This is a genomic window from Acidovorax sp. GW821-FHT09B03 (genome assembly GCF_059418305.1).
In genome coordinates this window covers 84,588-105,968 of record NZ_JBWKPP010000001.1, presented here as the reverse complement: position 1 = coordinate 105,968, position 21,381 = coordinate 84,588, and the positions used below count along the sequence as shown (strand labels likewise).

The window sequence follows — 21,381 nt, the reverse complement described above, 5'->3', positions numbered from 1 at the left end:
ACACCCCCTTCCCTGCCGCCTCTGTCTCGTGCCTGTGGCCGGTGTCCGGCTCTCGGAGATCAGTAGGTCAGCGTGATCTGCAGCGTATCCGTGTACATGCCCGCCGGCAGTGCCGAGGGGTCCGACTTGTTGATCTGGCCATAGATGGGCAATGCAAAGGCCACCCCGTTGGCTGGCACCGTGATCCCCGTGACCGCCGCCCCGGTCGGGTAGGCCTGGCTGTGCCCCGCGTCGCGGAACACGTCATACGGAATGTAGGCCGCGGTGCTGCCGTTGCGCATGGCGCGGCTGCCTGCGCCGATGGAGCCGCCCTGGCCGGCATACGAGCCGGGGCCCACCTGGATGCTGATGCCCAGCACATCGGGCGAGCACACGATCTGCGTGGGGCCCGAGACGCCTTCTCCGCCGGAGGCCGTGGCGTTGACGATGCCCGTGAAGGTGCTGGGTTTGGTGCCGAAATCCAGCAGACCGAAGTTCACACCGGCAGCGTTGCCCGAGCTCCCCGCAATCACGCAACCCGCCGTGAGCTGGATCTGCGATTGCAGGGTACCGGTGAGCGTGCCTGCCACCGTCGGCCATGCCAGCATGCCGGCCGCCAGGACCAGTGCCGCTGCGTAGCGCTTTCGATGGGGTACTGACCCGTTGGCAGGGGTTGGGTGCAGGTCCTCCACCGGGTGTCGCGTCTGTCGCTTGCGCACGGTTGCTCGCATGCTGTCCTCCTCTCAAAGCCGGAAGAAAGGCAGAGGGGGCCCTGCTGGAAGGCCTCCTTTGCCACACAACTACGAGGCCACCTTGCACCGTTGTTGGGCAAACGTCCAGCTTTTTTTTACCCGTGGCGGGCGCGGGCGCTTTGGACGCGCTGGCGCTGCTGTAACTTGCAGGGCGACGAACGTGATGTGAGGGCGTTGATCCGCCTGGGGTTATGGGTCGGCTGCGGCGGCCGCCAGGATGGCCAGCGTAAAGCGGGGCCGCTCAGGTCCGCCGCGGGATCAGAAAGGGCCGGGTGGCACGTCTGTGGCGGTGCCGCCCGGAGCGGCACCGCTGCGCCGGGGAATGAGCTGCCCGTCGAGCAAGGCTTCGATGCGGGCGAAAATCTCATGGCGCGAGAACGGCTTTTTCATGAAATCGTCAGCGCCGATCCGATTGGCGTAGAACTGCTCGGTGGCGTGCTCGTTGCCGCTGATCATGATCACCGGGATGTGCTGCGAGGCGGGCAGCCTGCGAATGGTGCGCAGCGCATTGAACCCGTTCATACCCGGGAGGATGATGTCCAGAAAGACCAGGTCGGGTGGTTCCTCGGCGATAAGGGCCAGGCCCTGCTCGGCATCCAGCGCCTCGCGGGTTTCATAGCCTGCCGAGACCAGCGTCTTGCGCAGGACGGCGATAACGGTCGGCGAGTCGTCGATGATCAGCACCTTCGTGCCTTTGCGCGCATTGACGCGCCTGTGCTTGCGCCGCTCCAGGGGGGCTGCGGCACGTGCGGGGGGTGCGTCTGGACGGTCCGTCGTCTTGCGCATGCCGCCTAGAAGGCGATCTAGGATACTCATGGTACGGGCTCGCTTCTCGCTGGATAAAGGCCCAGCAAGCACCCAGTATCCAGGATGTTGGGCGGGTGGCCGAAGATGTTGGCGTTTCGCGAGCCCCTCCCAGTGAGGAAAATTAAGCACTTTCGCTACTTTTGCGTGGCGATTGATTGGACGGTGTTGCCGTCCGGCCACCGGTACTACCCCACTACGCGGGCAAGGCACAGCCTCCCGGCGTTACTCCCCGGCCTTCTGCCTGTCCTTGCGCAACGCCCGCCGCAACAGGCGGGTGGCGCGGTCACGCAAGGGCGAAGCATGGTGCTCCAATGGGGCCAGCGCCTTGGCCTTGGCGCATGCGGCGAGAAAATCCTCGAGGATGGCGGTGTCGTCCAGCGTGTCGGAGCCCACCTTGTGGAACTCGGGGTGCCATTGCGTAGCAGCGATGTAGCCGCGCCCTGGGGCAGGCTTGAGACGAATGGCTTCAGGCACGCCATCTGGCTCGCTCAGGGCCTCCACTTCGAAGTCCGGTGCCACCCGCTTGATGCCCTGGTGGTGGATGCTGTTGACCCGTGCACGGGAGGTGTCGGGGTACAACTGGGCAAGGCGTGAGCCGGCCACGATCTCGATGTCATGAAAATGCTGGTCGTAGGTGGTGGCGTTGCGGTGCTGCTGCGCGCCGGGGTGCTGGAACTCGATGTCCTGGTAGAGCGCACCGCCGAAGGCCACGTTGATCAGCTGCAGGCCCCGGCAGACGCCGAAGATGGGCTTGCGCACCTCGGCGAAAGCCTTGACCACGGCCAGGTCGTACAGGTCGCGCACGCGGTCGCCTGTCCATTCCTCGCGCAGGGGCTCCTCGCCGTAGTTGCCCGGCCAGACGTCCGCGCCCCCGTGCATCACCACGCCATCGAGCCACTCGGCATAGTGGGCCAGCGTGACGTCGCCGCGCGCGGTTTCACCCGTGGGGCAGGGCACCATCACCACCATGGCACCGGCGGACATGAGCCAGTGCGCTATGGATTGCTCGACGTACTGCAGGGTCTTGCCTGTGAACAGGGCACGGGCGGGATCGGCGTGCTGGAAACAGGCGGACAGGCCGATCTTGAGGCGGGGGGCTGCGGGCATGGATGGGGGCTCCGTAAGCATGTGCACCAGGCGCTGCACATGCAAGGCAATAGGTATTTACGTTGTAGCACCCGCTCTCGGCGCCGTCTGTAGGAAAGGGCCGTGCACGCCCCTGCCTGCGCCACGCGGTGCTATGAAATGTGGCTTTCTTCATGAAATGGCGATTTGCCGGCTGCGCGCCTTGCGCTGCGACCAGCCCCGTTTCCGATAATTTGGTAACCGGGTGTGACCTGCGGCCTGCGCTGCTCGTCCACCCCAAACAACAAGGCACCCATGCGCCATCCCACGATGCACCTTTCCGCGTTGGCCGCGCTCCTGGCCCTGGCCTGGCCACCCAGCCATGCCGCCGTGCCCCCGGGCGCGGCGGCCGAGATCGTGGGCCTGCAGGGCCCGGGCGAGCAGCGCGCCGCGGCCACGCCGGACTGGAAGCCGGCGCGCCAGGCCCAGGCGCTGGCGGCCGGTGACTTCGTGCGCACGCGCGAAGCGGCGCGCATGGCCCTGCTGTTTGCCGACGACACCCAGTTGCGCCTGCACCAGAACACCGTGCTGCAGGTCAAGGCCGTGGCCACGACCGCGCAGCCGATGACCACGCTGATGCTCAGCGCCGGCCGGGCCTGGACGCAGACGCGCCGCGCCGACGGCAGCCGCCTCACGCTGGAGACGCCCGCCGCCACGGCCGCGATCCGCGGCACGGACTGGGACATCGAGGTCGCTGGCGATGGGCGCACGCTGATCACCGTGCTCTCGGGCACGGTGGAGTTCGGCAATGCACAGGGGCAGGTGTCGGTGGCGGCCAACGAGGCTGCCTACGCCGATGTGGGCCAGGCACCGGTGAAGATGGTGCTGAGTCAGCCACGTGACCGCATCCAGTGGGTGAATGCGCTGCGCGCCGACGCGTTGCCCTCGCTGGCTGCGCAGGGTGCGACCGATGGGGGCATTCCCGCCGCGCTGGAGCCGGTGCGCAAGGCACTGGCCCGGCGCGACGTCGCCGCAGCCTCCGGGGCGCTGGCGCAGGTCCGCAGCCAGGTGTCGGCAGGCTGGGCCGCCGCGATGGAATCCGCCGTGGCACTGCAGGCGGGCGACCTGCAGGCTGCGCGCAGCCAGCTGGCGCGCCAGGTCGATGGTGCGGGCCAGGCGCCTGTGCTCGTCGCCTGGCTCATGCAATCGGACCTGCAACTGCTTGACGGCGATGGACCCGCCGCCGTGAGCACCCTGCGCACGGCGCTGGCTCGGCACTGGCCCGCGCATCCCGCCCTGGTGGCCCAACTGGCGCGCGTGCAACTGCTCACCGACCGGGTGGACGAAGCCCAGGCCACGCTGGCGGGCGCCGGCACGGGCGATGCCAGCCTGGCGCTGGTGCGCGCCGAACTGGCCCGGCGCCAGGGCGATGGGCCGGCGGCCATTGCGGCCTACACCGAGGCCACGGTACACATGCCAGGCGACGCACGGACCTGGCAAGGGTTGGGCAGCGCGCATGTGGAACGCGAGGAGACCGACCCCGCGCGCAAGGCGCTGGGCCAGGCACTGGCACTGGATGCGCAGGCGCCGGGGGCGCAGGGTGAACGGGGCACGCTGGCGACCTTCGTCAACCAGTTCACCGAGGCGGGCCTGGCGTTCGGGACCGCGCTGCGCGATAACCCGGCCGACTATGTCGCGCTGACCGGCCAGGGGCTGATGCACCTCAAGCGCGGCCAGACGCAGGCCGCGCTCGATGACTTCCTGCGTGCCGGCGTGATGGAGCCGCGCTATGCGCGCGCCAAGGTCTGGACGGCGGTGGCCTACTACCAGCTCGGGCGCACGCCCGATGCGCTTGCCACGCTGCGCCAGGCCAGTGCCCTCGACGACAAGGATCCCTTGCCCTACCTGCTGCTGGCGCAGATCCAGACCGACCTGTTCCAGCCCGGCGATGCCGTCGATTCCGCCCGAGCGGCCGTGCAGCGCATGCCCTACCTCAAGTCGCTCAACCAGGTCGCCAACGACCAGAAGGGCAGCGCCAACCTCGGCGCCTCGCTGGCCTTCTTCGGCATGGAGGACTGGGCGCTGGAGCTGGCGCAACAGAGCTTTTCGCCCTACTGGGGCGGCAGCCACCTGTTCCTGGCCGACCGCTACCGCGGCGAATTCGCCAAGAACTCGGCCCTGTTCCAGGGCTTTCTGACCGACCCCATGGCCTTCGGTGCCAGCCAGCTGCATTCCTCGCTGCTGCAGCGCCCGGGTAGCCATGGCGCGCTGGGCCTGCTGCTGGACCGCGACTTCTACCGCATGAGCGCGCCCTCGCTCACGCTCAACGGCATGGACAACAGCCACTTGCCGGTGTCCTGGTTCCTCAAGGCGCAGAGCGCGCGCGCCAGGCGTTCACCGATCGACGTCGGGGTGTTCAATGTGCCGGCATTCCACGATCCCTCGGGAACGGCGGACATCGGTGCCGACGTACTCACCGTCGGCCTGGGGCTGCAGCCCAGCGAACGCCTGAACCTGTTCGCCTACGCCAACCAGTACGACGTGGCGCTTCAGGGCCGCAACCGGCTGGACCTGTGGGGCGATGGCTCCGAGGTGCGGCAGACCACGGCGGACAACCGGGCGCGCCTGGGCGTGGCCGGGCTGTCGTACCGCTGGAGCCCGGTGGAGCAAACCTGGCTCAAGCTCGGGCGCAGCAGGGAGCGCAACCGCGCCGACAACTTTCCCACCCTGTTCCTCTTTCCGCCGCTGGCGGCCCTGGGCGGGCTGAAGGCCTCTCCCGAGAAAGCCCTCACCGATCTGCAGCTGCGCCACAGCGTGGACCCGCAACCCGGGCAGCGCTGGAGCGTGGCCCTCGAGCATGTGGCCGAAAAGCAGTCCAGCGAGGTGATCGGCTACGGCCCCCTGGTCCGCCAGGACAGCGGCGCCCGGCCGGACATCCTGGTGTTTGCCGGCGTCAATGAGATCGACCGGCGCTATACCGGCCTGACCCTGGCGGGCAGCCAGCAGTTCACGCCCGACCTGTTGCTCGACGGCGCCCTGGGGCTGCAGCAGATCCGCCATCGGGTGCGCGGGGGCAATGCGGTGGGCCTGCTGATCCGGGACGTCAGCGAATCGGGCCAGGCCCGGCGCACCGACACGGAAAAGGTGGTGACACCGCGCGTGGGTGTGGTGCTCACCCCGGCGGAAGGTACCACGCTGCGCATGGCCTACCAGGACTGGCTGCGCCCGCTGAGCGCGTCCACCCTCACCAGCGTGGAGACGGCCGGCATTCCCGTCGAGGACCGCATGGTGGAGGCCGGCGGGCGCCATCGCCGAACGGTGGCCCAACTGGGCATGGAGATCGATGGGCGCACCTTCCTGAGCCTGCGCGCCGACCACCTGCGCGTGCGCAACCCCGGCGTGATCGGGGTGGACCTGCGCACACCGAGCATGCCTTTCCTGGAGGAGATGCGCAATGCGCAGCTCATCAATCTCTCGACCACCGACGTCCTCGAAGGCACGCCGGGCTTCGAGGAAGGCACGCTGCAGGCCCTGGGGGCCGGCGTCAACCGCATGTTCAGCCGCCAGTGGTCGGGCTATGCCAAATACCTGTACCAGCACAGCAGCAGCCAGTACCTGGACAGCACCAGCAACAGCATGGTGCGCGACCTGCGCATCCCCTACATCCCGCGCCACACGGCCGTGATCGGGGCCACCTGGGCCAGCGCGCAGCGCGTGTACCTGAGTGCCCGGGCGGTCTACCGGTCCGAGCGCTTCGAGGACAAGCAGAACCTCACGCGCCGCCCGCCGGGCTGGAACCTGGACCTCGTGGGCTACTGGGAGACACAGGACAAGCACTGGGTGGTGGGCGCCGGGGTGCTGAACCTCTTCGGGGACCGGACGCCCCGCCAGACCGTCCGGTACGTGATCGATGCGCGCTACCGCTTCTAGGGGCGTCTGGCGCGAAACGGCGCTGGCGCTGGCGGCCAGCGCGCTGGTGCTGCTGCTGGTCTGGGCTGCCACGTTCACGCGGCCCTGGCATGCACTGGAGTTCAAGACCTTCGACGTGCTCACGGCATGGGCTGCGCCACAGCGCGCTGCTTTCCCGGTCGTAATCCTCGCGATCGACGAGCCGACCTTCCAGGAGCTGCAGCAGCACTGGCCTTTTCCGCGCAGCCTGCATGCGCGCCTGATCGAGCGCGTGCATGCCGATGGTGCCGTGGCGATCGGGATGGATGTGGTGTTCGCCGACCCGGGCAGCGAGGAGGACGATGCGGCGCTGGAACGCGCGGTGGCCATGGCCGCGCCGGTCATGCTGGCCTCGGCGCGCGAAAAGATCGACAGCGGCAACGCCACGCTGTGGACCGATGTGCCGCCGCTGCAGCGCCTGCTGGCCGCAGGCGGGCAGGCCGGCAGTTCGCTGGTGCAGCCCGACGACGATTTCGTGGTGCGCCGTGCCTTCGGCGACGGGGACAGCCTGGCCATGCTCCTGGCGCGGCGCGTGGCCGGCGCGCGCTCAGAAGGGCTGCAGCCCGCCGAGTGGCTGGCCTACCGGGGCCCGCGCGGCAGCTTCGACACGCGCTCGTACTACCAGGCGCTGGAGCCGGGCCTGCTGCCGCCCGGCTTCTTCAAGGGCAAGATCGTGCTGGTGGGGCGCTCTGCGCTGAGCGCCTCGGACCTGGAGAGCCGGCGTGCCGACATGTTCAATTCGCCCTTCGGCACTGCCGCAGGGGACCGCCTCTTTCCCGGCGTGGAACTGCAGGCCACGCAGGTGGACAACCTGCTCGCGGGCGATGGCTTGCGCAGCGCGCCAGGGCACTGGACTCCCGTGCTGCTCCTTCTCATGGTGCCGCTGGTGATCCTGGCCGGCCGGCGCCTGCACACGGGCTGGGCGATCGTGCTGATGGCGGCCCTGGTGCTGGCGATGGCGCTCGCCTCGTGGCTGCTGTTCGCCCATGCACGGCTGTGGTGGCCGCCGCTGATGCCGATGGCCGCGGCCCTGGGGCTGACGGGTGCCACCGCCCTGGTGATCTACGCGACGGTGCGCCAACGGGCGCAGCAGACCCGGGCCATGTTCGCCCAGTATGTGCCGCCCGAGGTGGTGGCGCGCCTGGTGGCCGAGCCCGAACTGATGCGCCTGGGCGGCGAGGTGCGCGAGGTGACCATCATGTTCACCGACCTGGCCAACTTCACCACCCTGTCGGAACAGCTCAGTGCGGAGCAGACGGTGGAATTGCTCACGGGCTACTTCGACGCCATGACGCCCATCATCCATGCCAGCGGCGGCACGGTGGACAAGTTCATCGGCGATGCGGTGATGGCCTTCTGGGGCGCGCCGCTCGATGATGCGCAGCACGCCGAGCATGCGGTGCATGCGGCCCTGGACATGCAGCAGGCCATGGAAGCGCTGGTGGCCGATCTGCGCGCGCGCGGCCTGCCGCCGCTGCAGATGCGCATCGGCCTGCACACGGGGCGGGTGGTGGTGGGCAACGTGGGCTCGCAGCAGCGCTTTTCGTACACGGTGATCGGCGATGCGGTGAACCTCGCGGCGCGGCTGGAGGGCGCGAACAAGGCCTTCGGCACGGGCATCCTGCTGTCGGAAACGACGGCGCGGCAGTTGCCGGCCGTCCTGCCGGTGCGCGTGCTCGACGAGGTGATCGTCAAGGGCCGGGCCGAGCCGGTGCGTGTCTTCACTCTCTGTGCCGACAGCGAAGCCTGCATGCTGTCCGCGGCGGCCTTGGACGCCTTCCAGGCCGGCGATGCGACAGCGGCTGCGGCCCACCTCGACCAGTTGCTGCAGCGTTGCCCCGGCGACCCGGCCGCGCTGCGCCTGCAGGCCCGGCTGGCCGAGGCGGCGGCGCTGCCTCCGGGCGTGCCCTGGCAGACCGCGGTGGCGCTGGAGAAGTTGTAAGAACCTGTGTCTCACAGGTTCTTACGTGCTCGGCTCGCGCTGCAGCGGCTTTGGTGCCACCATGGGGCATGGCCGTGGTCCCGCGCCGCGTGCGGCGAGGGCCAGTGCCTTTTCTTCCGGACCCACCCAAGGAGCACCAGCATGCAAGTACAAGTCAACACCGACGACCACATCAACGGCAGCGATTCACTGGCCCAATGGGTGACGGACGAAGCGAAGTCCCGGCTGTCCCGCTTCCAGGACCATGTGACGCGGCTGGAGGTGTTCCTGTCCGATGTCGATGCCGGCAAGTCGGGCGCCAAGGACAAGCGCTGCCGCATCGAGGCGCGCGTGACCGGCCGCCAGCCCGTGACCGTGACGGACGAGGCCGACAAGATGGCGAATGCCTTCATCGGCGCCACCGACAAGCTGGCGCGTGCGCTCGACACCGACCTGGGCCGTGCCAAGGACCGCCATGGCCGCGACACCATCCGCACGGCTGAAGCGGAATAGGGCGCTTAAAGGTCCAGCACCAGCAGCTTGCCCTTGGCCCGCGAGCAACAGGGCAGGCACTGCTCGTTCGTCGCCCGCTCCTCGTCGCTGAGGTACATGTCGCGGTGATCCACCTCGCCTTCGAGCACGCGCGTAAGGCAGGTACCGCAGACACCTTGCTCGCATGAGGTCATGATGTCCACACCGTGGGTGCGCAGCGCATCCACGATGGAGATGTCGGCCGGGATCGTGTAGGTGCTGCCCGTGCTGGCAATGCGCACCTCGAAGGCGCCGTCGCCCGAGGTGTCCTGTGCGGGCGCGCCGAAGTATTCGAGGTGAATGCGGTCGGCCGGCCAGCCCAGGTTCTTCGCGGTGTTCACCACATGGTCGATGAAGCCGGCAGGGCCGCAGACATACAGGCGTGCGTCTGGCGTGATGTCGGCCAGCACGGCCATGAGGTCGAGCTTCTGCTCGGGCCCGCCCTCGTCGGTGTGGACCCGCACGTGCGGTGCAATGGCCGACGCTGCGATCTCCTGGGCAAATGCCGTGCGCGCCGCTGAGCGCGTGCAGTAGTGCAAGGTGAAGTCGGCGCCGGTGTGGGCCAGGCGTTCGGCCATGCACAGCAGCGGCGTGACGCCGATGCCCCCGGCCAGCAGCAGCGTGCGCCGCGCCGGGTGCAGTTCGAAATGGTTGCGCGGCGTGCTGATGGTGAGCATGTCACCCTCGTGCACGGCATCGTGCATGCCCGCCGAGCCGCCGCGCGAGGCCGCATCGCGCAGCACGGCGATGCGGTAGCGGTGCTGCTCGCTGGCGCTGTTGCACAGTGAATACTGGCGCGTTATCTGGCTGGAGCCACTGGGCACGTGCACATCGATGTGCGAGCCGGCGCTGAAGGCGGGCAGCGGCGCACCATCGGGTCGGGCCAGCTCGAAGCTGGCGATGCCCTCGGCCTCGACCTGCTTGCGCACCACGCGCACCTGCAGGGTTTCCTGGGCGGCCGTCATGCCGCCTGCTCCGCGGCCAGGGCGCGATCGATCACCTTGCGCGACTGCACGCCACCGGCGTCGATGTTGAGCATGAGCAGCTTGCGCTCGGGGTAGCGCAGCAGGTTCAGCTGCTGCAGCTCCAGCATCTCGCGGTCCTCGGAAAAGATCTTGCCCTGGCCTTCGCGGATCTGCGCGGTGAGGGCCGGGTCCTCGGGCTTGAAGTGGCGCGCCATGCCCCAGAAGTAGTGGATCGAGGTCTCGGTCTCGGGCGTGATGAAGTCGACCACGATGCTCGAGGCCTTCTTGTCCGCCGGGGCGTCGTAGCCGCCATGGCCGGCGAGCGCCACGCCGACCTCGATCAGCACGTGGCTCGGCGGCGTGAAGTGGCAGACCTGCCAGCGGTCCACGGGCTGGTCGTCAGGCAGGCCGTTCATGCGCAGCGCCATCTGCCAGAACGGGGGCGCCTGGATGTTCTCCATGAAGCGGCTGGTGATGACCTCGTCGCCTTCGACGCGCGTCTTGCACGGCACCTCGTCGATTTCCTTCTGGCCGATGCTGTTGGAGTGCACATAGGTCTCGTGCGTCAGGTCCATCAGGTTGTCGACCATCAGCCGGTAGTCGCAGGCAATGTGGTAGAGCCCGCCACCATAGGCCCACTCGGGGCTCTCGGCCCATGCGAGGTGGTGGATCTTGGCGGGGTCGGCCTGCGCGGCATCGCCGGGCCAGACCCAGATGAAGCCGTAGCGCTCCACCGCCGGAAAGTTGCGTGTGCGCGGAAAGCCCTGCACCCGCTGGCCCGGCATCGAGACGGCCTTGCCATCGCAGCCCACGCGCAGGCCGTGGTAGCCGCACATCAGCTGGCCATCGCAGACCTTGCCCAGCGACAGGGGGGCGCCTCGGTGGGGGCAGAAGTCGTCGAGCGCCGCGACCTGGTCGGGCGCCGGGCGGTAGAAGACCATCTTCTCGCCGCAGATGGTGCGGCCCAGGGGTTTGTCGGCAATCTCGTCGGGGGTGCAGGCGACGTACCAGGCGTTCTTGGGAAACATGATGCTTGTCTCTCTCCGTGGGGGAAGGATGTGTCGCGCCGCAGGCCTGTATACAGGCAGCCTGCGAATCGCTGTATTCGCAAGGGGATTGTGCGAAAAAGCCCGATTTCTGTATACATAAAAAAGCCATAAACCAGTTATCGCGCGTTGGCATATCCCGTAAGATGTTGTTTTATATGGGGAGGGGTTGCCAGGGGATGGAGGTCTGGCAGATTTCTGTATACATTCAGCCTTACGCCAGAACTCCCGCTCCGCACCGACCATGAACCATCCCGAACCCCAGGCCCTGGCCGCCCTTGGCGACGCGGCAGAAGCTGGCGCCTCGCAGTCGGTCAAGGCCCAGCTGCGGTTGCGCGAGATGATCCTGGCTGGCGAGCTTGCCGGTGGCGCGCGCATTGCCGAGCTGCCGCTGGTGGAGATGCTCGGGGTCTCGCGCACCCCCATCCGGGCCGCACTGATGCGGCTGGAGCAGGAAGGGCTGCTGCACCGCCTGCAAGGTGGCGGTTATGCCGTGCGCACCTTCTCGGAAACCGACGTGGCCGATGCCATCGAACTGCGCGGCACCATGGAGGGGCTGGCCGCGCGGCTGGCCGCCGAGCGCGGCGTGGCGGCGGAGGTGATGGCCGAAACCGAGCAATGCCTGGACGAGATCGACACCGTGCTGGCGCCGCGCTCGCTCGACGATGAGGGTTTTTCGGCCTACGTGGCGCTCAATGCGCGCTTTCACCAGCTGCTCAGCCGCATGGTGGGCAGCGACGTCATCGTGCGCGAGCTCGACCGGGTCAAGGGCCTGCCCTTCGCTTCGCCCTCGGCCTTCGTGGTGGTGCAGACGCATTCACCCGCTGCGCGCGACATGCTGGTGGTGGCGCAGGACCAGCACCGGCAGGTGCTCGACGCCATCGAGCGGCGCGAGGGCGCACGGGCCGAGGCCATCATGCGCGAGCACTCGCGCATCACGCGGCGCAACCTGCTCGCTGCCGTGCAGGCGTCCCAGGGTCAGGGTTTGCCCGGGGTGCAACTCATCAGGGAAGGCGCCTGACCTATAACTGTGGCAAGTTATCACAATCGGCGATATCTAAAAGTTTGAAATCCCGCTTGTGTAAGCTGGCACCTCCCTACAGACTCCGCCCAGTCAACGCTGTATACAACGACATTTCCACAGGAGACAAAGCACCATGCACAAACGCCACCTTCTGCGCGCCTCGGCCGCTGCCGCCGCCGTGATGACTCTGGCCGCGCTGCCGGCCATGGCCCAGGACAATGTCTTCAAGATCGGCCTGATCCTGCCCATGACCGGGCAGCAGGCGACCACGGGCCGCCAGATCGAGGCCGCCGCGCGCCTGTACATGGCGCAGAACGGCGACACGGTCGGTGGCAAGAAGGTGCAGCTCATCGTCAAGGACGACACCAGCCTGCCCGACGTGACGCGCCGCCTGGCCCAGGAACTGGTGGTGAACGACAAGGTCAATGTGCTCGCCGGCATGGGCATCACGCCCTCGGCCATGGCCACGGCGCCACTGGCCACACAGGCCAAGACCCCGCTGGTGGTGATGGCGGCGGCCACGTCGAGCATCACCGAGGCATCCCCCTACGTGGTGCGCACCAGCTTCACCCTGCCCCAGGTGTCGGTGGCCCTGGCCGACTGGGCGCCCAAGAACGGCATCAAGAAGGTCGTCACCCTGGTGAGTGACTACGGCCCGGGCATCGACGCCGAGAAGTTCTTCAACCAGCGCCTGGCCTTCAACGGCGGCCAGGTGACCGAGGCGCTGCGCGTGCCGCTGCGCAACCCGGACTTCGCCCCCTTCCTGCAGAAGGTGCGCGACGCCAAGCCCGATGCGCTGTTCGTGTTCGTGCCCTCGGGCGCGGGCGCCGCGGTGATGAAACAGTTCCTGGAGCGTGGCATGGACAAGGCCGGCATCAAGCTCATCGCCACCGGCGACGTGACCGATGACGACCAGCTCAACGACATGGGCGACGGCGCCCTGGGCGTGGTCACCTCGCACCACTACTCGGCCGCGCATCCCTCGCCGTTGAACAAGAAGTTCGTCGAGGCCTTCGAGAAGGCCAACAAGGGCCTGCGCCCCAACTTCATGGCCGTGGGCGGCTACGACGGCATGCGCGTGATCTACGAAGCGCTCAAGACCACCAAGGGCGCTGGCGGCGGCGACGCCCTGCTGGCGGCCATGAAGGGCCAGGTCTTCGAGAGCCCGCGCGGCCCCGTGTTCGTGGATGCGCAGACCCGCGACATCGTGCAGAACGTCTACCTGCGCAAGGTCGAGCGCGTCAATGGCCAGCTCTACAACGTGGAATTCGATGTCATCAAGGACGTCAAGGATCCCGGAAAAACCAAGTAACTCCCTGAGGCGCTGCGCGCCATCCCCCTAAGGGGGACCGTGGCCTGGCAAAGCCAGTTCCACGGTGGCGCTGGTTTGTGGCGTGCCAGTATGGATGGCCAGTGGATTGCCTCGGCGGATGGGGTGGTTGTGCCCTGGGTACGCCGGTGGTGCGGGTGCACCGCGCATGTGCTGTTTTCTATTGAAGTGATTGCATGCTGACCATTCTTTTCGACGGCGTTGCCTACGGCATGCTGCTGTTCATCCTGGCGGTGGGGCTGGCCGTGACCATGGGGTTGATGAACTTCATCAACCTCGCGCATGGGGCCTTTGCCATGGCGGGCGGGTACATCACGGTGCTGCTCATGCAGCGCCTGAACGTGCCCTTCCTGGTGTGCCTGCCACTGGCCTTCGTGGGCACGGCGCTGCTGGGGGCGGTGCTCGAGCGCACGCTGTACCGCCCGCTGTACCACAAGGCCCACCTGGACCAGGTGCTGTTCTCCATCGGCCTGGTGTTCATGGCCGTGGCCACGGTGGACTACTTCGTGGGCTCCACGGGCCAGATCATCCAGCTGCCGGCCTGGCTCAAGGGCCGCACCGAGATCGGCAGCGGCGCCTTCATGCTGGGCATGGGGCACTACCGGCTGTTCATCATCGCGGTGTGCGCGGCCCTCACCGTGGGCCTGCAGTACGTGCTCACGCGCACGCGCTTCGGCAGCCGGCTGCGTGCCTCGGTGGACGACCAGCGCGTCGCCGCCGGCATGGGCATCAACGTGAACATCGTGTTCCTCTCCACCTTCGCCTTCGGCTCGGGCCTGGCAGGCCTGGGTGGCGCGCTCGGGGCCGAGGTGCTGGGGCTCGACCCGAGCTTTCCGCTCAAGTTCATGATCTATTTCCTGATCGTGGTGGCCGTGGGTGGCACCTCGTCCATCACCGGGCCGCTGCTGGCCGCGCTGCTGCTCGGCATTGCCGACGTGGCGGGCAAGTACTACATCCCCAAGCTCGGGGCCTTCATCGTCTATAGCCTCATGATCCTGATCCTGATCTGGCGGCCCCAGGGCCTGTTCGTGCGCAAGGGGGGCAAGTGATGGACGCGTCCCGACCCAATGTGCTGCTCCAGGCCCGCCGCATGCGGCCCTGGGAGCCCCTGCTCTGGTTGCTGGCCTTTGCCGCGCCGGCGGCTCTGCCCAGCCATGCGCTGATCATCAACGAGATCGCCATCGTGGCGCTGTTCGCGATTTCGCTGGACCTGATCCTGGGTTACACCGGCATCGTCTCGCTCGGCCATGCGGCCTTCTTCGGCATGGGCGGCTATGCGGCAGCCCTGTTCGCCAAGCATGTGATGCCCGACCCGCTGGTGGGCCTGGCCGTGGGCATCGCCGCCGCCACGGTGCTGGGCGCGGTGGCCTCGTTCACCGTCATGCGCGGCACGGATCTCACGCGCCTCATGGTCACGCTGGGTGTCGGCCTGATCATGCTGGAGCTGGCCAACAAGCTCGACTGGCTGACCGGCGGTGCCGACGGGCTGCAGGGCGTGGTCATGGGCCCGGTGCTCGGCAGGTTCGAGTTCGACCTGTTCGGGCGCACGGCGGCCTGGTACTCGATGAGCGTGCTGCTGGTGCTGTTCCTGCTGGCACGGCGCGTCGTGCAGTCGCCCTTTGGCGCCACGCTCAAGGCCATCCGCGACAACCGGCTGCGTGCCATGGCCATCGGCATCCCGGTGACGGCCAAGCTGGCCCAGGTCTATACGCTGGCCGCCGCGCTGGCCGGGGCCGCGGGCGCGCTGCTCACGCAGACCACGGGCTTTGCCTCGCTGGACCTGTTCGAGTTCCACCGCTCGGCCGACGTGATGCTGATCCTGGTGATCGGCGGCGTGGGCTGGCTCTACGGCGGCGTGGTCGGCGCCATCGGCTTCAAGCTGCTGCAGGACGTGATCTCGGCCGTGACGCCGCAGTACTGGACCTTCTGGATCGGCCTGTTCCTGGTGGTGCTGGTGCTGGTGGGCCGCGAGCGCCTGATCCGCCCCTGGACCTGGTTCGGAGGGCGTAAGGCATGAACACCACCGCAGTCCACAACGACGCTCCCGTCGTGCTGGCCGCGCAGGGCCTGGTCAAGCGCTTTGGCGGCATCACCGCCACCAACAACGTCACGCTGAACCTGCGCCAGGGCGCGCGCCATGCGCTGATCGGCCCCAACGGGGCCGGCAAGACCACACTCATCAACCTGCTGACCGGCGTGCTGGAGCCTACCGAGGGCTCCATCGTGCTCGAAGGCCGGGACATCACGCGCCTGGCACCGCACCAGCGGGTGCAGCGCGGCATGGTGCGCACCTTCCAGATCAACCAGCTGTTCGATTCGCTCACGCCGCTGGAAACGCTGGCGCTCACCGTCTCGCAAAAGCAGGGCCTGGGCGGCAAGTGGTGGCAGAAGCTCGGCGCGCGCAGCGCGGTGAACGAGCGCTGCGAGCAACTGCTCGAACAATTCCACCTCACGGCCGTGATGGCCGAGCCCACGCGCGTGCTGGCCTATGGCAAGCGCCGCCTGCTGGAGATCGCCATCGCCCTGGCCTGCGAGCCGCGCGTGCTGCTGCTCGACGAGCCCGTGGCCGGCGTGCCCGCGGGCGAGCGCGAAGAACTGCTGCAGACCGTGGCGGCTCTGCCCGCCGATGTCTCGGTGCTGTTGATCGAACACGATATGGACCTGGTTTTCAGCTTTGCCAAGCGCATGACGGTGCTGGTCAACGGCACCGTGCTCACCGAAGGCGACCCCGACACCATCGCCAACGACCCGCAGGTCAAGGCCGTGTACCTGGGGCATGGGGAGGGCGCGCATGTCTGAGCTGCTGAAGATCGAGGGCCTGAGCGCTGGCTACGGCGAAGCAGTGGTGCTGCAGGGCGTGTCCCTGTCGCTGGCCGAGGGCGAGACCCTGGCCCTGCTGGGCCGCAATGGCACGGGCAAGACCACGCTGATCAACACCCTGGCGGGCGCCACGCGCCAGCATGCGGGCACGGTGGCGCTGGGTGGGATGGCGCTGCACCGCCTGCCTGCACACGAGCGCGCGGCCGCCGGCATTGGCTGGGTGCCGCAGGAGCGCAACATCTTCAAGTCGCTCACCGTGCACGAGAACCTGACCGCGGTGGCGCGGCCCGGCCGCAAGGGCGCCACGGCAGCACCGTGGACGCCTGACAAGGTCTACGCGATGTTCCCGCGCCTGGCCGAGCGCAAGACCAACCTGGGCACGCAGCTGTCCGGCGGCGAGCAGCAGATGCTGGCCGTGGGCCGCGCACTGGTGCTCAACCCGCGCTTGCTGCTGCTCGACGAGCCGCTCGAAGGCCTTGCCCCCATCATCGTCGAGGAGCTGCTGCGCGCCATCCGCCGCATCACGCGCGAAGAGGGGCTCTCGGCCATCATCGTCGAGCAGCACCCGCAGGCCATCCTGGCGATCTCGGACCACGCCGCGGTGCTGGACCGGGGCACGGTGGTGCACACCGGCACGGCCGCCGATCTCGGTGCGCAGCCCGAGTTGCTGGACCGGCTGCTGGGCGTGGCCCGGTAGGCCGCAGACTGGAAACTCCACCATGACCATGCAGCACATCGGCCTGATCGGCTACGGTGAAGTCGGCAAGACCTTTGCCCTGGGGCTGCAGCCGCAGCCCGGCGTCACCGGTGTCGGCGCATGGGACCTGAAGTTCGCGCAGGGCGCCACGCGCGACGCCGAGCTGGCGCATGCCGCGCAGCACGGCATCACCGCCCATGCCTCGGCGGCGGCGCTGTGCGCGGCCAGTGACCTCGTCATCTCCGCCGTCACTGCCTCGCACACGTTGGAGGTGGCCCAGGAGGTGGCTGCCCACATCCGCCCCGGCACGCTGTTCCTCGACCTCAACTCCGCTTCGCCCGGCACCAAGCAGCAGGCTGCTGCGCTGATCGAGGCGCGTGGCGCGCACTACGTGGAGGCGGGCGTCATGACCTCGGTGCCGCCCTACGGCATCCGTGTGCCCATGCTGCTCGGGGGCGCCCAGGCGCAGGCCCTGGCTGCCGTGCTGCAGGGCTGGGGCATGGACGCCACGCCCGTCAGCGAGGAGCTGGGCGTGGCTAGCGCCATCAAGATGTGCCGCAGCGTGATGATCAAGGGGCTCGAGGCCCTGGTGATCGAAAGCTATGCCACCGCGCGCCAGTACGGTGTGGAGGCGCATGTGCTGCCCACCCTGGCCGAGACCTTCCCCTCCATCGACTGGGCAAAGCAGGGCAGCTACTTCTTCAGCCGCGTGGTGCAGCACGGCCAGCGCCGCTCCGAAGAGATGCACGAGGCTGCGCGCACCGTGCGCGAGGCTGGAGTGGAGCCGCTGATGGCCAGCGCCATTGCGCACAAGCAGGCGGCCGTAGCGGCCATGGCGCGCGAAGGCGTGTTCGCCGGCTTGCCCAAGGATGCGCCGTGGCAGGACTACGCCGACCGGCTGCTGGCGCATCTGGCGAAGGATCAGGGCGACTTGTAGATGGTCTGCAGGGTCGTGCGGATCAGCTCCGCCATGGCCTGTTGCGTGAGCGTGGCCGGGCGCTGCGAGCTCACGGCCATCGACAGCTTGCTGCGCAGCCGGGGCTCGCCCGCCTGGCCGATGGGCCGGGTGCTGAACACCTCGGGCCGGCCCGAGGTGGTGACCGCGTTCATGGGCAGCACGGCGCTGCCCGCGCCATCGGCCACCAGGTCCAAGATGGCGGCCACGCCGTCGATCTCCAGGCTGATCTGCGGGCGCAGGCCGAGGGCCGCCAGTTCCGACTCCACCAGCATGCGGATGGAGTTGGGCCGCGTGGGGATCACCAAGGCGAAGCGCGTGAGCGCCTCGAGCGCCACCGGTTCCTGCGCCTGCGCGTCGGTGTCGGCATCGCTCTGGCCCACGGGGCGGCGCTGCACCAGGAACAGGTCTTCCTCCAGCAGCGGCGTGATCTCGATGCCCGGCGAGGCGGGCGTGTTGTAGAGCAAGGCGATGTCCAGCAGCCCGGTGGTCAGCGATTCGCGCATGGCCACCGTGAGCCCTTCGCTGATGGCCAGGGCCGCATCGGGCATCTGCACGCGGAAGGCGCGCGTGAGCGGCACCGTGAGCACCTTGGCCATGGTGGGTGGCAGGCCGATGGCCACGCGCCCGGCCAGCGCCCCGCGCACGCGCCCAAGCTCCTCGCGCGCGCGCTCCACCTGGTGCAGGATGCCGCGGCCATGCTCCAGCAGCAGCTTGCCGGCCTCGGTCGGTATCGCGCCCCGGCCATTGCGCACCAGCAGGTTCTGGCGCAGCTCCACCTCCAGCAGGCGCACCTGGCGGCTCAGGGCCGGCTGGGCGATGTCCAGCACCACCGAGGCGCGGGTGAAGCTGCCCAGTTCGGCCACGCGCACAAAGTACTCGATCTGCTTGAGGTCCATGGGGTGTGCTCTCTGCTATTTGCAATAGCTCGAATTCGACAATACAAGAATGATATATCTGGTAGTGCCCCTGCCGGCTTTATGTCGGGCCCGGCCCTGCCCACAATCGGCGGCATGTATACAGCGACTGCCACCTTCCCATGAGTGCGCCCACCCTTCGTGGAATCTCGTCCATGGCCACGCGCCAGGTGCTGGCCGAACTGCTGGCCGCCTACGAGCAGCAGACCGGCCAGCGCGCGGTCATCGAAGCCGTGGGCGGCGTGGATGCCGCCAAGCGCGTGCAGGCTGGCGAGGCCTTCGACGTGGTGGTGCTGGCCTCCGACGCCATCGACAAGCTCATCGCCGCCGGTGCCATCGACGCCGCGAGCAAGACCGACTGGGTGCGCTCCGGCGTGGCCGTTGCGGTGCGCACTGGTGCAGCGCTGCCCGACATCGGCTCGGAAGAGGCGGTGCGCAGCGCTGTGCTCGCCGCGCGCAGCATCAGCTACTCCACCGGCCCGAGTGGCGTGGCGCTGGCGAAACTGTTCGAGCGCTGGGGCATCGCCGACGAGGTGGCGGGCCGCATGGTGCAGGCTCCGCCCGGCGTGCCCGTGGGCTCGCTGATTGCACGCGGCGACGTGGAACTCGGTTTCCAGCAGCTGAGCGAGTTGTTGAATGTGGAGGGCATCACCATCGTGGGCCCGCTGCCGCCAGCGATCCAGATCACCACCATCTTTTCAGCTGGCGTGAGCACCGCCAGCCAGCAGCCCGAGGCGGCCAAGGCCCTGCTCGATTTCCTGGCCTCCCCTGCGGCCGCAGAGGCGAAGCAGCGCCAGGGCATGGACCCAGCCTGAACCCGAACACCAAGATCCAAGGAGCACAACGCAATGAGCCTCATCATCGACTGCCATGGCCACTACACCACGGCACCCAAGGCGCTGGAGAACTGGCGCAACCAGCAGATCGCGGGCATCCAGGACCCGGCTGCCATGCCCAAGGTCGCCGATCTCTCGATCAGCGATGACGAGCTGCGCGAGTCCATCGAGAGCAACCAGTTGCGCCTGATGAAGGAGCGCGGCAGCGACATCACCCTGTTCTCGCCACGCGCGAGCTTCATGGCCCACCACATCGGTGACTTCAATGTCTCCAGCACCTGGGCGGCCATCTGCAACGAGCTGTGCCACCGCGTCTCCACGCTGTTCCCCGAGCACTTCGTGCCTGTGGCCATGCTGCCGCAAAGCCCCGGCGTGGACCCCGCGACCTGCATCCCCGAGCTGGAAAAGTGCGTCAAGGAATACGGCGCCGTGGGCATCAACCTGAACCCCGATCCTTCGGGCGGCCACTGGACCAGCCCGCCGCTGACCGACCGCCACTGGTACCCCATCTACGAAAAGATGGTGGAGTACGACCTGCCCGCGATGATCCACGTGAGCACCAGCTGCAATGCGTGCTTCCACACCACGGGCGCGCACTACCTGAACGCCGACACCACGGCCTTCATGCAGTGCATCCAGGGCGACCTGTTCAAGGACTTCCCCACGCTCAAGTTCCTGATCCCGCACGGCGGCGGTGCCGTGCCCTACCACTGGGGCCGTTTCCGCGGCCTGGCGCAGGAGATGAAGAAGCCGCTGCTCGAAGACCACCTGCTGAACAACATCTTCTTCGACACCTGCGTGTACCACCAGCCGGGCATCGACCTGCTGAACACCGTGATCCCGGTGAAGAACGTGCTGTTCGCCTCGGAAATGATCGGCGCCGTGCGCGGCATCGACCCCACCACCGGCAATTACTACGACGACACCAAGCGCTACATCGAGGCGTCGAAGATCCTGAGTGGCGACGACAAGCACCAGATCTACGAAGGCAATGTGCGCCGCGTGTTCTCCCGACTCGATTCACGCCTGAAGGCAAAGGGGCTCTGACATGTACGAACTAGGCGTTGTCTACCGCAACATCGCGCGCGCCGATCGCGCAGCCGCCGACGGCCTGGCCGCGCTGGGCTCGGCCACGGTGCACGAGGCCATGGGCCGCGTGGGCCTGCTCAAGCCCTACATGCGCCCCATCTATTCGGGCCAGCAGGTCTCGGGCACGGCGGTCACGGTGCTGCTGCAGCCCGGTGACAACTGGATGATGCATGTGGCGGCCGAGCAGATCCAGCCCGGCGACGTGGTTGTGGCGGCCGTCACCTCCGAATGCACCGATGGCTACTTCGGCGACCTGCTGGCCACCTCGTTCCAGTCGCGCGGTGCGCGGGCCCTGATCATCGATGCCGGCGTGCGCGACGTGAAGACGCTGCAGGAGATGAACTTCCCCGTGTGGAGCCGCGCCATCTCGAGCAAGGGCACGATCAAGGCCACGCTGGGCTCGGTGAACATTCCCGTGGTCTGTGCCGGCATGTGGGTCACGCCGGGCGACGTGATCGTGGCCGACGACGATGGCGTGGTCTGCGTGCCCGCTGCGCGCGCCGCCGAGACGCTCGAAGCCGCGCGCAAGCGCGAAAGCTTCGAGGGCGAGAAGCGCGCCAAGCTCGCCTCCGGCGTGCTCGGCCTGGACATGTACAACATGCGTCCCGGGCTCGAAAAGGCCGGGCTCAAGTACATCGACTGACCCGTCCTCGACAACCCATCGGCACCGCCTGTCCGGCAGGCGGTGTCTCTGCCGCC

The 21,381-nt window shown here is 68.1% G+C and carries 19 protein-coding genes; 13 read left to right on the top strand and 6 right to left on the bottom strand.

What is annotated here, in order from left to right:
* Window positions 1–59: 59 nt before the first annotated feature.
* From AC07PA_RS00505 to AC07PA_RS00495, 3 genes are all read right to left on the bottom strand, one after another.
* Complete coding sequence (locus AC07PA_RS00505) at window positions 60–710, bottom strand: Csu type fimbrial protein (protein WP_494603995.1); 651 nt, start codon at window positions 708–710, stop codon at window positions 60–62.
* Window positions 711–989: 279 nt separating this feature from the next.
* Window positions 990–1,547, bottom strand: a complete 558-nt coding sequence (locus tag AC07PA_RS00500) for a response regulator (protein ID WP_007849891.1) — start codon at window positions 1,545–1,547, stop codon at window positions 990–992.
* Window positions 1,548–1,760: 213 nt separating this feature from the next.
* Entirely contained in the window at window positions 1,761–2,645 is an 885-nt protein-coding gene (locus tag AC07PA_RS00495) for a gamma-glutamyl-gamma-aminobutyrate hydrolase family protein (protein WP_494603997.1), read from the bottom strand.
* A gap of 273 nt (window positions 2,646–2,918) precedes the next feature.
* Here AC07PA_RS00495 and AC07PA_RS00490 point away from each other — a divergent pair, with 273 nt between their 5' ends.
* From AC07PA_RS00490 to AC07PA_RS00480, 3 genes are all read left to right on the top strand, one after another.
* Window positions 2,919–6,533, top strand: coding sequence for a TonB-dependent receptor domain-containing protein (locus AC07PA_RS00490; RefSeq protein WP_494603999.1), 3,615 nt, complete (start codon window positions 2,919–2,921; stop codon window positions 6,531–6,533).
* Complete coding sequence (locus tag AC07PA_RS00485) at window positions 6,514–8,493, top strand: CHASE2 domain-containing protein (RefSeq protein ID WP_494604001.1); 1,980 nt, start codon at window positions 6,514–6,516, stop codon at window positions 8,491–8,493. Before AC07PA_RS00490 ends, AC07PA_RS00485 begins: the two co-directional genes overlap by 20 nt.
* A 141-nt stretch (window positions 8,494–8,634) precedes the next feature.
* A complete protein-coding gene (locus tag AC07PA_RS00480) occupies window positions 8,635–8,985 on the top strand; it encodes an HPF/RaiA family ribosome-associated protein (RefSeq protein ID WP_494604003.1) in 351 nt (116 codons plus the stop codon).
* A gap of 5 nt (window positions 8,986–8,990) precedes the next feature.
* On the opposite strand, the gene AC07PA_RS00475 is transcribed toward AC07PA_RS00480, so the two are convergent.
* Together AC07PA_RS00475 and AC07PA_RS00470 are read right to left on the bottom strand one after the other, a co-directional pair.
* Window positions 8,991–9,968 (bottom strand): PDR/VanB family oxidoreductase, encoded by a 978-nt coding sequence (locus tag AC07PA_RS00475; protein WP_494604005.1) that lies wholly within the window; start codon window positions 9,966–9,968, stop codon window positions 8,991–8,993.
* A complete protein-coding gene (locus AC07PA_RS00470) occupies window positions 9,965–10,996 on the bottom strand; it encodes a Rieske 2Fe-2S domain-containing protein (protein ID WP_494604007.1) in 1,032 nt (343 codons plus the stop codon). The genes AC07PA_RS00475 and AC07PA_RS00470 overlap by 4 nt, the downstream gene beginning before the upstream one ends.
* Before the next feature lie 262 nt (window positions 10,997–11,258).
* Here AC07PA_RS00470 and AC07PA_RS00465 point away from each other — a divergent pair, with 262 nt between their 5' ends.
* The 7 genes from AC07PA_RS00465 to AC07PA_RS00435 all read left to right on the top strand — a co-directional run bounded on the left by AC07PA_RS00465 (window position 11,259) and on the right by AC07PA_RS00435 (window position 17,822).
* Window positions 11,259–12,035, top strand: coding sequence for a GntR family transcriptional regulator (locus tag AC07PA_RS00465; RefSeq protein ID WP_494604009.1), 777 nt, complete (start codon window positions 11,259–11,261; stop codon window positions 12,033–12,035).
* A gap of 136 nt (window positions 12,036–12,171) precedes the next feature.
* Window positions 12,172–13,350, top strand: a complete 1,179-nt coding sequence (locus tag AC07PA_RS00460; protein WP_145693792.1) for an ABC transporter substrate-binding protein — start codon at window positions 12,172–12,174, stop codon at window positions 13,348–13,350.
* 194 nt (window positions 13,351–13,544) lie between these two features.
* Window positions 13,545–14,417 (top strand): branched-chain amino acid ABC transporter permease, encoded by an 873-nt coding sequence (locus tag AC07PA_RS00455; RefSeq protein ID WP_007849923.1) that lies wholly within the window; start codon window positions 13,545–13,547, stop codon window positions 14,415–14,417.
* Entirely contained in the window at window positions 14,417–15,385 is a 969-nt protein-coding gene (locus tag AC07PA_RS00450) for a branched-chain amino acid ABC transporter permease (RefSeq protein WP_494604012.1), read from the top strand. The genes AC07PA_RS00455 and AC07PA_RS00450 overlap by 1 nt, the downstream gene beginning before the upstream one ends.
* On the top strand, window positions 15,382–16,167 hold the full coding sequence (locus AC07PA_RS00445; RefSeq protein ID WP_494604014.1) for an ABC transporter ATP-binding protein: 786 nt from the start codon (window positions 15,382–15,384) through the stop codon (window positions 16,165–16,167). The genes AC07PA_RS00450 and AC07PA_RS00445 overlap by 4 nt, the downstream gene beginning before the upstream one ends.
* Window positions 16,160–16,885, top strand: a complete 726-nt coding sequence (locus tag AC07PA_RS00440) for an ABC transporter ATP-binding protein (protein ID WP_494604015.1) — start codon at window positions 16,160–16,162, stop codon at window positions 16,883–16,885. Before AC07PA_RS00445 ends, AC07PA_RS00440 begins: the two co-directional genes overlap by 8 nt.
* Window positions 16,886–16,907: 22 nt before the next feature.
* A complete protein-coding gene (locus AC07PA_RS00435) occupies window positions 16,908–17,822 on the top strand; it encodes an NAD(P)-dependent oxidoreductase (RefSeq protein ID WP_494604017.1) in 915 nt (304 codons plus the stop codon).
* On the opposite strand, the gene AC07PA_RS00430 is transcribed toward AC07PA_RS00435, so the two are convergent.
* Window positions 17,807–18,739: a LysR substrate-binding domain-containing protein gene (locus AC07PA_RS00430; protein WP_007849935.1), complete on the bottom strand. Its 933-nt coding sequence runs from the start codon at window positions 18,737–18,739 to the stop codon at window positions 17,807–17,809. The genes AC07PA_RS00435 and AC07PA_RS00430 overlap by 16 nt on opposite strands.
* 140 nt (window positions 18,740–18,879) lie before the next feature.
* Here AC07PA_RS00430 and AC07PA_RS00425 point away from each other — a divergent pair, with 140 nt between their 5' ends.
* From AC07PA_RS00425 to ligK, 3 genes are read left to right on the top strand one after another with little or no spacing between them, the layout of a single operon-like run.
* Window positions 18,880–19,572 (top strand): substrate-binding domain-containing protein, encoded by a 693-nt coding sequence (locus tag AC07PA_RS00425; RefSeq protein ID WP_494604019.1) that lies wholly within the window; start codon window positions 18,880–18,882, stop codon window positions 19,570–19,572.
* A 33-nt stretch (window positions 19,573–19,605) separates the two neighbouring features.
* Window positions 19,606–20,640: an amidohydrolase family protein gene (locus AC07PA_RS00420; protein WP_494604021.1), complete on the top strand. Its 1,035-nt coding sequence runs from the start codon at window positions 19,606–19,608 to the stop codon at window positions 20,638–20,640.
* 1 nt (window position 20,641) lies between these two features.
* Complete coding sequence (gene ligK / locus AC07PA_RS00415) at window positions 20,642–21,325, top strand: 4-carboxy-4-hydroxy-2-oxoadipate aldolase/oxaloacetate decarboxylase (protein ID WP_145693782.1); 684 nt, start codon at window positions 20,642–20,644, stop codon at window positions 21,323–21,325.
* The last annotated feature ends 56 nt before the right edge of the window (window positions 21,326–21,381 follow it).

What these genes read in the sequence shown, in the direction of transcription:
- AC07PA_RS00475 (WP_494604005.1), bottom strand. Translation starts at nt 9,968, where the DNA reads ATGACGGCCGCCCAGGAAACCCTGCAGGTGCGCGTGGTGCGCAAGCAG.
- AC07PA_RS00485 (WP_494604001.1), top strand. Translation starts at nt 6,514, where the DNA reads ATGCGCGCTACCGCTTCTAGGGGCGTCTGGCGCGAAACGGCGCTGGCG.
- AC07PA_RS00470 (WP_494604007.1), bottom strand. Translation starts at nt 10,996, where the DNA reads ATGTTTCCCAAGAACGCCTGGTACGTCGCCTGCACCCCCGACGAGATT.
- AC07PA_RS00425 (WP_494604019.1), top strand. Translation starts at nt 18,880, where the DNA reads ATGAGTGCGCCCACCCTTCGTGGAATCTCGTCCATGGCCACGCGCCAG.
- AC07PA_RS00455 (WP_007849923.1), top strand. Translation starts at nt 13,545, where the DNA reads ATGCTGACCATTCTTTTCGACGGCGTTGCCTACGGCATGCTGCTGTTC.
- AC07PA_RS00505 (WP_494603995.1), bottom strand. Translation starts at nt 710, where the DNA reads ATGCGAGCAACCGTGCGCAAGCGACAGACGCGACACCCGGTGGAGGAC.
- AC07PA_RS00465 (WP_494604009.1), top strand. Translation starts at nt 11,259, where the DNA reads ATGAACCATCCCGAACCCCAGGCCCTGGCCGCCCTTGGCGACGCGGCA.
- AC07PA_RS00420 (WP_494604021.1), top strand. Translation starts at nt 19,606, where the DNA reads ATGAGCCTCATCATCGACTGCCATGGCCACTACACCACGGCACCCAAG.
- AC07PA_RS00445 (WP_494604014.1), top strand. Translation starts at nt 15,382, where the DNA reads ATGAACACCACCGCAGTCCACAACGACGCTCCCGTCGTGCTGGCCGCG.
- ligK (WP_145693782.1), top strand. Translation starts at nt 20,642, where the DNA reads ATGTACGAACTAGGCGTTGTCTACCGCAACATCGCGCGCGCCGATCGC.
- AC07PA_RS00440 (WP_494604015.1), top strand. Translation starts at nt 16,160, where the DNA reads ATGTCTGAGCTGCTGAAGATCGAGGGCCTGAGCGCTGGCTACGGCGAA.
- AC07PA_RS00460 (WP_145693792.1), top strand. Translation starts at nt 12,172, where the DNA reads ATGCACAAACGCCACCTTCTGCGCGCCTCGGCCGCTGCCGCCGCCGTG.
- AC07PA_RS00490 (WP_494603999.1), top strand. Translation starts at nt 2,919, where the DNA reads ATGCGCCATCCCACGATGCACCTTTCCGCGTTGGCCGCGCTCCTGGCC.
- AC07PA_RS00480 (WP_494604003.1), top strand. Translation starts at nt 8,635, where the DNA reads ATGCAAGTACAAGTCAACACCGACGACCACATCAACGGCAGCGATTCA.
- AC07PA_RS00435 (WP_494604017.1), top strand. Translation starts at nt 16,908, where the DNA reads ATGACCATGCAGCACATCGGCCTGATCGGCTACGGTGAAGTCGGCAAG.
- AC07PA_RS00430 (WP_007849935.1), bottom strand. Translation starts at nt 18,739, where the DNA reads ATGGACCTCAAGCAGATCGAGTACTTTGTGCGCGTGGCCGAACTGGGC.
- AC07PA_RS00450 (WP_494604012.1), top strand. Translation starts at nt 14,417, where the DNA reads ATGGACGCGTCCCGACCCAATGTGCTGCTCCAGGCCCGCCGCATGCGG.
- AC07PA_RS00495 (WP_494603997.1), bottom strand. Translation starts at nt 2,645, where the DNA reads ATGCCCGCAGCCCCCCGCCTCAAGATCGGCCTGTCCGCCTGTTTCCAG.
- AC07PA_RS00500 (WP_007849891.1), bottom strand. Translation starts at nt 1,547, where the DNA reads ATGAGTATCCTAGATCGCCTTCTAGGCGGCATGCGCAAGACGACGGAC.